Origin of the sequence: Streptomyces sp. C10-9-1, from assembly GCF_024497955.1 — a bacterium.
Taxonomy (GTDB): Bacteria; Actinomycetota; Actinomycetes; order Streptomycetales; family Streptomycetaceae; genus Streptomyces; species Streptomyces sanyensis.
The window spans coordinates 118815-127851 of sequence record NZ_JANHKP010000020.1 but is presented as its reverse complement, the minus strand read 5'-3'; the positions used below and the strand labels follow the sequence as shown (position 1 = coordinate 127851).

At 73.8% G+C, this 9037-nt stretch carries 7 protein-coding genes; 5 read left to right on the top strand and 2 right to left on the bottom strand.

What is annotated here, in order from left to right:
- Positions 1-238: 238 nt before the first annotated feature.
- On the top strand, positions 239-1606 hold the full coding sequence (locus NPS70_RS25515; protein ID WP_256526760.1) for a replication-associated recombination protein A: 1368 nt from the start codon (positions 239-241) through the stop codon (positions 1604-1606).
- A 21-nt stretch (positions 1607-1627) separates the two neighbouring features.
- Here NPS70_RS25515 and NPS70_RS25510 read toward each other — a convergent pair whose 3' ends face one another.
- On the bottom strand, positions 1628-2323 hold the full coding sequence (locus tag NPS70_RS25510; protein WP_256526770.1) for a DUF2470 domain-containing protein: 696 nt from the start codon (positions 2321-2323) through the stop codon (positions 1628-1630).
- Between the two features lie 205 nt (positions 2324-2528).
- Between NPS70_RS25510 and rpsD the strand changes: the two genes are divergently transcribed.
- Positions 2529-3143 (top strand): 30S ribosomal protein S4, encoded by a 615-nt coding sequence (rpsD, locus tag NPS70_RS25505; RefSeq protein ID WP_256526759.1) that lies wholly within the window; start codon positions 2529-2531, stop codon positions 3141-3143.
- Positions 3144-3171: 28 nt separating this feature from the next.
- Here rpsD and NPS70_RS25500 read toward each other — a convergent pair whose 3' ends face one another.
- Positions 3172-5355: a tetratricopeptide repeat protein gene (locus tag NPS70_RS25500; RefSeq protein ID WP_256526758.1), complete on the bottom strand. Its 2184-nt coding sequence runs from the start codon at positions 5353-5355 to the stop codon at positions 3172-3174.
- 152 nt (positions 5356-5507) lie between these two features.
- Between NPS70_RS25500 and NPS70_RS25495 the strand changes: the two genes are divergently transcribed.
- The 3 genes from NPS70_RS25495 to alaS are packed head-to-tail and all read left to right on the top strand — an operon-like array spanning position 5508 to position 9024.
- On the top strand, positions 5508-5942 hold the full coding sequence (locus NPS70_RS25495) for a DUF948 domain-containing protein (protein ID WP_256526757.1): 435 nt from the start codon (positions 5508-5510) through the stop codon (positions 5940-5942).
- 5 nt (positions 5943-5947) lie between these two features.
- On the top strand, positions 5948-6355 hold the full coding sequence (locus NPS70_RS25490) for a hypothetical protein (RefSeq protein ID WP_256526756.1): 408 nt from the start codon (positions 5948-5950) through the stop codon (positions 6353-6355).
- A complete protein-coding gene (gene alaS, locus NPS70_RS25485; protein WP_256526755.1) occupies positions 6355-9024 on the top strand; it encodes an alanine--tRNA ligase in 2670 nt (889 codons plus the stop codon). Before NPS70_RS25490 ends, alaS begins: the two co-directional genes overlap by 1 nt.
- The last annotated feature ends 13 nt before the right edge of the window (positions 9025-9037 follow it).

Here is a 9037-nt window from a genome sequence, read left to right as displayed (position 1 = left end):
TGTGACCTCGCACAACGTGCGGAGCGGGGTGCTGCCGGCGCCGGCGGGGGTGCGGGGTTTCCTGGGGGAGTTCACCTGGGTGCTGCCGGTGCTGCACGTGGGGATCATCGGGATGCTGGTGCTGACCCGCTGGTGGGACTTCTGGACCTCCTGAGACGCCCGCCCGCCGGGGCGGTGGACGGCCCCGCCCCGGGTCCGCCCCCGGGGGCTGTCGGCGGCCTGGCATAGGCTTCACGGCGTGGAGCCCGACCTTTTCACCGCCGCAGCGGAAGAACGCCAGGAGAGGGAACCGTCCGGCAGTCCGCTGGCGGTGCGCATGCGCCCGCGCACCCTCGACGAGGTCGTCGGGCAGCAGCACCTGCTCAAGCCCGGCTCCCCGCTGCGCCGCCTGGTCGGCGACGCCGGGCAGGGCCGCGCGGGCGCCTCGTCCGTCATCCTCTGGGGCCCGCCCGGCACGGGGAAGACGACGCTCGCCTATGTCGTGTCCAAGGCGACCGACAAGCGCTTCGTGGAGCTGTCGGCGATCACCGCGGGCGTCAAGGAGGTCCGCGCGGTCATCGACGGCGCGCGGCGGGCGGCCGGCGGCTACGGCCGGGAGACCGTGCTCTTCCTCGACGAGATCCACCGCTTCTCCAAGGCGCAGCAGGACTCGCTGCTGCCGGCGGTGGAGAACCGCTGGGTCACCCTGATCGCCGCGACCACGGAGAACCCGTACTTCTCGGTGATCTCCCCGCTGCTCTCCCGCTCGCTGCTGCTGACCCTGGAGCCGCTGACGGAGGAGGACGTCTCCGGCCTGCTCGCGCGGGCGCTCGCCGACGAGCGGGGCCTGGCCGGAGCCGTCGCCCTCTCCGAGGAGGCCCGCGCCCATCTGCTGCGGATCGCCGGCGGCGACGCCCGCCGGGCGCTCACCGCGCTGGAGGCGGCTGCCGGGGCGGCGATCGACAAGGGCGAGGCGGAGATCTCCCTGCGGACCCTGGAGGAGACGGTGGACCGGGCGGCCGTGGCCTACGACCGCGACGGGGACCAGCACTACGACGTCGCCAGCGCCCTGATCAAGTCGATCCGCGGCTCCGACGTCGACGCCGCCCTCCACTACCTGGCGCGGATGATCGAGGCGGGCGAGGACCCGCGGTTCATCGCCCGCCGCCTGATGATCTCGGCCAGTGAGGACATCGGCCTCGCCGACCCCACCGCCCTGCCGACGGCGGTGGCGGCGGCACAGGCCGTCGCCATGATCGGCTTCCCCGAGGCCGCGCTGACCCTCAGCCACGCGACCATCGCACTGGCTCTCGCGCCCAAGTCCAACGCGGCCACGCTCGCCATCGCGGCCGCCCGCAAGGACGTGCGCGAGGGCCTCGCCGGGCCCGTGCCCTCCCATCTGCGCGACGGCCACTACCAGGGAGCGGCGAAGCTGGGGCATGCGCAGGGCTATGTGTACCCGCACGACGTGGCCGGGGCCATCGCGGCCCAGCAGTACGCCCCGGACACGGTCGCCGGGCGCCGCTACTACGAGCCCACCCGCTACGGCGCCGAGGCGCGGTACGCGGAGGTGGTGGAGAAGGTGCGCGAGCGGCTGAGGGGAGAGGCGCGGCCCCCGTCGGCCTGAGACACCGCCGGGGCCGGGCGCTCAGGCGGGGGCTGCCCGGAAGAGCGCGTGCAGCGCGCGGCGCAGGCCGGTGACGTCGTCCACCGGCTCGGGGAAGTCGAAGCGGGCGTCGAACGGACGCCCGCCGGTGAAGCGCACCCGCAGCCCGAAGCGGTCCAGTGCCAGCGGCACCGCCCGCCGCCCGGCCCGCCGCAGCCCCGCCCCCCGCTCCCCGAGCAGGCCCGCCAGGGCCTGCACCCGGTCCTGGTGCGCGGCGCCGAGGTGCTGGAGGAGCTCCGCCTCGAAGGGGGCCACCGGGTCGACGGCGGCGGCGGCGAACTCCTCCGGGTCCACGAGGCCGACCCCCCACAGGTCGTCGACCGCCGCCTCGCCCACCTCCAGCCGCAGCATCATGCGGCCGGGCTCGATCGCCAGGCCGGGCGCGCCCGTGAGCCAGCCGGACACCCGCGCACGGCCCCGGACGCGGTTCGGGACCGCGAGCGGGGCGACGTCGGTGACCTCCAGCACGGCCGGGAGCTCGTCGTCCTGGGCATGGGTGGCGGCCCGCACGGCGGGGGCGTCCGAGGGGAGGAGCAGGAACACCTCCCCGTCCTCGCCGAGGACGCGGGCGAGAGGGGCGTTCTGCCAGGGGAGAGGGCTTTCCACCCCCGGCACGAGCAGGGCCGCGGAGCATGTACTCTGTACGAGAGTTCGTGTGCGCTCGGCTGCTGACGGCAGCCGGGCGGTTTCAAGCCCGCCGGGACGCGGCTGACCATGAGCTGATCGGACCTCCGTCACCACGACGCCCGACGTCTTCGCGACGTCCTGTGCAGCGTCGGTGTTCTTCGTGTTGTCCGTGACGCGCTTGGTGTTCCCAGGGCGAGACATACGATCTCCTTGAGTAAGGTAAGCCTAACCTAACCTACACGGAGGTCTGGAGAACGTGCCTAACCAGTCGCGTCCCAAGGTCAAGAAGTCCCGTGCGCTCGGCATCGCGCTGACGCCGAAGGCCGTCAAGTACTTCGAGGCCCGCCCCTACCCGCCGGGTGAGCACGGCCGCGGCCGCAAGCAGAACTCGGACTACAAGGTCCGTCTGCTGGAGAAGCAGCGCCTGCGCGCCCAGTACGACATCTCCGAGCGCCAGATGGCCCGCGCCTACGACCGCGCGCGCAAGGCCGAGGGCAAGACCGGCGACGCGCTGGTCATCGAGCTGGAGCGCCGCCTCGACGCCCTGGTCCTGCGCTCGGGCATCGCCCGCACTATCTACCAGGCCCGCCAGATGGTCGTCCACGGCCACATCCAGGTCAACGGCCAGAAGGTCGACAAGCCGTCCTTCCGCGTCCGCCCGGACGACGTCGTGATGGTCCGCGAGCGCTCCCGTGAGAAGCCGCTGTTCCAGGTCTCCCGCGAGGGCGGCTTCGCGGCGGACGGCGAGACCCCGCGCTACCTCCAGGTCAACCTGAAGGCCCTGGCCTTCCGCCTGGACCGCGACCCGCAGCGCAAGGAGATCCCGGTCATCTGCGACGAGCAGCTCGTCGTCGAGTACTACGCCCGCTGATCCGGCAGGCGCAGTCGCTCCGAGCGTCTCAGCCCGCCGCCTCCCCGCCCCTTCCGGTGGGGAGGCCGGCGGGCTTCCGCGTTCCCGGGGCGCGCCGCGACCGGCGGGGGGCCCGGCCGCAGGCCGCCAGCGCCCGCTCCACCACCGCGTCCAGGGACAGCGCCCGCCCGGCCGCGGTGCACTCCTCGTACCGGGCGGCCCCCAGGGCGGCCCGGGTCCGCTCCTCGCACCGGGCCCGGGGCACCGCGAAGCACCGGGAGCCGAACCGGGCCAGCCCCACCGACTCCCAGACCGGCGCGGTCGCCCCCATCAGCACCGCCGCCTCCACCGCGTCACCCTCCGACGCGGTCACCAGGGCCAGCAGCTCCAGGGCCAGCACCAGCCCCACCAGGTCGTGGAAGCGGTGGTCCACCGCCACGCACCGGGACAGCAGCAGCCGGGCCCGCGGATGGTCGCCCGCCGTCCACGCGGCGTGCGCGAGCACGTACAGGGCGTACGCCCGCGCCCACTCCTCGCCGAAGGACTCGCACACCTCGCGCACCTGCTCGCACAGCGCCACAGCGTCCCCCGCCCGCCCCTGGAAGGCCAGCGCCAGGGCCAGCTCCACGCGGCCCATCAGCACGTTGCTGTTCAGCTCTCCCGCCCGGTCGTAGGCGTCCAGCGCGGCCCGCAGCAGCCGCTCCGCCTCCGCGAGCTCGTCCGACAGCAGCGCGAGGCACCCCCTGCGGTGCACCGCGTACGCCCCCGCGACCTCGTTCCCCGCGGCCCGGGCGCCCTCCTCGCAGGCGTGCAGCGCCGCGGCGGCGGCCGCCGGGTCCCCCTGGAGCACCGCCACGTACCCAAGCACCCACAGCGCCTTGAGCCGGGCGTCCTCGTAGGGGGTCGCCCCGCCCGGCGCCCGGCCCACCGCGCGGTCCAGCCAGTACCTGCCCTCCGCAAGCCGCCCGCAGCCCACCCAGGAGAACCAGAGCGTGCCCGCGAGGAACTGCCCCAGGTGCGCCTCCTCCGGACGCTCCAGGGACCATTCCATCGCCGCCCGCAGATCGGGCAGCGAACTGTCCGCGACCGCGGCCACCTCGGCCTGACGGGGGCTGAACCACTCCAGCTCGCACCAGGTCGCCAGGCCCAGGTGCCAGTCCCGGTGGCGGCTGCGCAGGCGCTCCTCGTCGCCCAGCGCGGCCAGCCAGCCCGCCCCGTAGGCGCGCAGGGTGTCCAGCATCCCGTAGCGCCGGCCCGCCGGGCTCTCCTCCGGGTGCACCACCGACTGGGCGACCAGCCCGCCGAGCACGTCGACGACGCTGCTCTCCGGGAGTTCGGGCCCGCTGCACACGTACTCGACCGCCTCCAGGTCGAAGGGCCCGGCGAAGACCGACAGCCGCGCCCACAGCAGGCGCTCGGCGGGGGTGCACAGCTCGTGGCTCCAGCCGATCGCCGTCCGCAGCGTCCCGTGCCGCGGCAGTACGCCCCGGGCTCCCGAGGTCAGCAGGGCGAACCGGTCGCCGAGCCGGTGCAGCAGCTCCTCCAGCCCGATCGCCGGGAGCCGGGCCGCGGCCAGTTCCAGGGCCAGCGGGATGCCGTCGAGGCGGCGGCACAGCTCCCGCACCCGCTCCCGGTCCGCGGCGTCCGGGCGCCAGCGCGGCAGCACCCCGGCCGCCCGGTCGGCGAAGAGCACCGCGGCGTCGGGTCCCGCCAACGGGCCGACGGGCAGGACCACTTCACCGTCCACCCGCAGGGGGCGGCGGCCGGCCGCGAGCACCGCCACCCCCGGGGCGCGGCACAGCACCTCGCGCACCAGGGCCGCACAGTCGTCGACCAGGTGCTCGAAGCCGTCGACGACCAGCAGGGCGGACAGTCCCCGCACCCGGTCCAGCGGCACCTCGCGGGCCGGGCGGCTGGTGTGGTCGGTGACGTGCAGCGCCTCCAGCAGCGCGTGGACGACGAGCCGGGGCTCCCGCAGCGGCGCGAGCGGGACGAGGCGAACCCCGTCGGCGTAACCATTCTTCAGCCCGTCGGCGGCCCGCAGTGCCAGCCGCGTCTTGCCGATCCCGCCCGTCCCCACGACGGTCACCAGCCGCGAGCCCGCCAGCGCCCGGCCGATCTCGGCGAGTTCCGTCTCCCTGCCCACGAAGCGGTTCAGCTCCACGGGGAGAAGCCCCTGGCCGCCCGCGCAGGAGCGGTCGAAGGGGGAGTCGGGGCCGGGTAAGTGCCGCATAGGGCACGCAGCGTACCGAGGCGTGCGCGCTGCGTACAATCGCGCGGCGGGCCCCGCCCACCGGGAATCCGGTACGGGGAGCCGACCGGGGCGCGATAGGGTCGGGGGTACGCGATTTCCAGGCGCGGACGACGAGCAGAGAGCGGTGCGCAGTGACCGGTGGAGAGGTTGCCGGAATTCTGGTGGCCGTCTTCTGGGCGATCCTGGTGTCCTTCCTCGCAGTGGTGCTGGTGAGGCTGGCCCAGACGCTCAGGGCGACCACCCGTCTCGTGGCGGAGGTGAGCGAGCAGGCCGTGCCCCTGCTGGCGCAGGCGTCCGCGACCGTGCGGTCCGCCCAGACGCAGCTGGACAGGGTCGACGCCATCGCGAGCGACGTCCAGGAGGTCACCTCCAACGCCTCGGCGCTGTCCACCACCGTCGCCTCCACCTTCGGCGGCCCGCTGGTCAAGGTGGCCGCCTTCGGCTACGGGGTGCGCCGGGTGCTCGGCCGCCGGGGGGCCGACCGCGAGGACGCCCCGCGCGAGCGCCGCACCGTGGTCGTCGGGCGGACCGTTCCGGCGGCGCGAGGCAGGAACCGGAAGGTCTGACGCACATGTTCCGCCGTACGTTCTGGTTCACGGCCGGCGCCGCAGCCGGCGTCTGGGCCACCACGAAGGTCAACCGCAAGCTCCGGCAGCTCACCCCCGAGAGCCTCGCCGCCCAGGCGGCCGACAAGGCGATCGACGCCGGGCACCGGCTCAAGGGCATCGCGGTCGACATCCGCGCGCAGATGGTGCAGCGGGAGGCCGAGCTGGGCGAGGCCCTCGGGCTCGACGACCACCCGGACCGGGTGCTGCCCCCCGCGCGGCCGCGCCCGGCCGTCGGCCCGGCGCGGAGGGGGGCGTCGGCCCCCCTCCCCGGCGGTCCCCGCGGCCGGTACGACATCCACCGCACCGACACGCAGAACACCACCGAGGACCGGACGCCCGGGACCTCGAACAACGGGAATGAGGACCACTGATGGAGTCGGCTGAAATCCGCCGCCGCTGGCTGAGCTTCTTCGAGGAGCGCGGGCACACCGTCGTCCCTTCGGCGTCGCTCATCGCGGACGACCCGACTCTGCTGCTGGTCCCCGCGGGCATGGTCCCCTTCAAGCCCTACTTCCTCGGCGAGGTCAAGCCGCCCGCCCCGCGCGTGACCAGCGTGCAGAAGTGCGTGCGCACCCCGGACATCGAAGAGGTCGGCAAGACCACCCGCCACGGCACCTTCTTCCAGATGTGCGGCAACTTCTCCTTCGGCGACTACTTCAAGGAAGGCGCCATCAAGCTGTCCTGGGAGCTGCTCACCAGCCCCCAGGACAAGGGCGGCTACGGGCTCGACCCCGAGCGCCTGTGGATCACCGTCTACCTCGACGACGACGAGGCCGAGCAGATCTGGCGCGACGTCGTCGGCGTCCCCGCCGAGCGCATCCAGCGCCTGGGCAAGAAGGACAACTTCTGGTCCATGGGCGTCCCCGGCCCCTGCGGCCCCTGCTCCGAGATCAACTACGACCGCGGTCCGGAGTTCGGCGAGGAGGGCGGCCCGGCCGTCAACGACGAGCGCTACGTGGAGATCTGGAACCTGGTCTTCATGCAGTACGAGCGCGGTGCCGGCGACGGCAAGGAGGACTTCCCGATCCTCGGGGACCTGCCGAGCAAGAACATCGACACCGGCCTCGGCCTGGAACGCCTCGCCATGATCCTTCAGGGCGTGCAGAACATGTACGAGACCGACACCCTGCGCGTCGTCATGGACAAGGCCACCGGGCTGACCGGCGTCCGCTACGGCGCCGAGCACGGCTCCGACGTCTCCCTGCGGGTGGTCGCCGACCACATCCGCACCTCCACCATGCTCATCGGCGACGGCGTCACCCCCGGCAACGAGGGCCGCGGCTACGTGCTGCGCCGCATCATGCGCCGCGCCATCCGCAACATGCGCCTGCTCGGCGCCACCGGGCCGGTCGTCAGGGACCTGGTGGGCGTCGTGATCGACACCATGGGGCAGCAGTACCCGGAGCTCGTCACCGACCGCAGCCGCATCGAGACGGTGGCCGTGGCCGAGGAGGCCGCCTTCCTCAAGGCCCTCAAGGGCGGCACCAACATCCTGGACACCGCCGTCACCGAGACCCGGGCCGCCGGTTCCACCGTGCTGCCCGGCGACAGGGCCTTCCTGCTCCACGACACCTGGGGCTTCCCCATCGACCTCACCCTGGAGATGGCCGCCGAGCAGGGCCTGACGGTGGACGAGGACGGCTTCCGCCGCCTGATGAAGGAGCAGCGGGAGCGGGCCAAGGCCGACGCCAAGGCCAAGAAGACCGGCCACGCCGACCTCTCGGCCTACCGCGAGATCGCCGACGGCTCGGGCGCCACCGAGTTCACCGGCTACCGCAGCACCGAGGGCGAGTCGACCGTGGTCGGCCTGCTGGTGGACGGGGTCTCCTCGCCCGCCGCCTCCGAGGGCGACGAGGTCGAGGTCGTCCTGGACCGCACCCCCTTCTACGCCGAGGGCGGCGGCCAGCTCGCCGACCAGGGGCGCATCCGCCTCGACTCCGGCGCCGTCGTCGAGGTGCGCGACGTGCAGCAGCCCGTCCCGGGCGTCAGCGTGCACAAGGGTGTCGTCCAGGTGGGCGAGGTCACCGTGGGGGCCTCGGCCCACGCCGCCATCGACGTCACGCGCCGACGGGCCATCGCCCGCGCCCACAGCGCCACCCACCTCACCCACCAGGCCCTGCGCGACGCGCTCGGCCCGACGGCCGCCCAGGCCGGCTCGGAAAACTCCCCGGGCCGCTTCCGCTTCGACTTCGGCTCGCCCAACGCCGTTCCCGGCACGGTCCTCACCGACGTCGAGCAGAAGATCAACGAGGTCCTCTCCCGTGAACTCGACGTCCACGCCGAGGTCATGAGCATCGACGAGGCCAAGAAGCAGGGCGCCATCGCCGAGTTCGGCGAGAAGTACGGCGAGCGGGTGCGCGTCGTGACCATCGGCGACTTCTCCAAGGAGCTGTGCGGCGGCACCCATGTGCACAACACGGCCCAGCTGGGCCTGGTGAAGCTGCTCGGCGAGTCCTCCATCGGCTCCGGCGTGCGTCGCGTGGAGGCCCTGGTGGGCGTGGACGCCTACAACTTCCTCGCCAAGGAGCACACCGTCGTCGCCCAGTTGCAGGAGCTGGTCAAGGGCCGTCCCGAGGAACTCCCGGAGAAGGTCTCCGCCATGCTCGGCAAGCTGAAGGACGCCGAGAAGGAGATCGAGAAGTTCCGCGCCGAGAAGGTGCTCGCCGCCGCCGCCGGCCTCGCCGAGTCCGCCAGGGACGTCCGCGGCGTCGCCGTGGTGACCGGCACCGTCCCGGACGGGACCGGCGCCGACGACCTGCGCCGGCTGGTGCTCGACGTCCGCGGCCGCATCCCCGGTGACCGTCCGGCCGTCGTCGCCCTGTTCGCCGTGTCCGGCGGCCGCCCGCTGACCGTGATCGCCACCAACGAGGCCGCCCGCGAGCGCGGCCTGAAGGCCGGCGACCTGGTCCGCACCGCCGCCAAGACCCTCGGCGGCGGAGGCGGCGGCAAGCCGGACGTCGCCCAGGGCGGTGGCCAGAACCCGGACGCCGTCCCCGACGCCGTCGCCGCGGTCGAGCGCCTCGTCGCCGAGACCGCGTGAGCGGGGGAGAGGC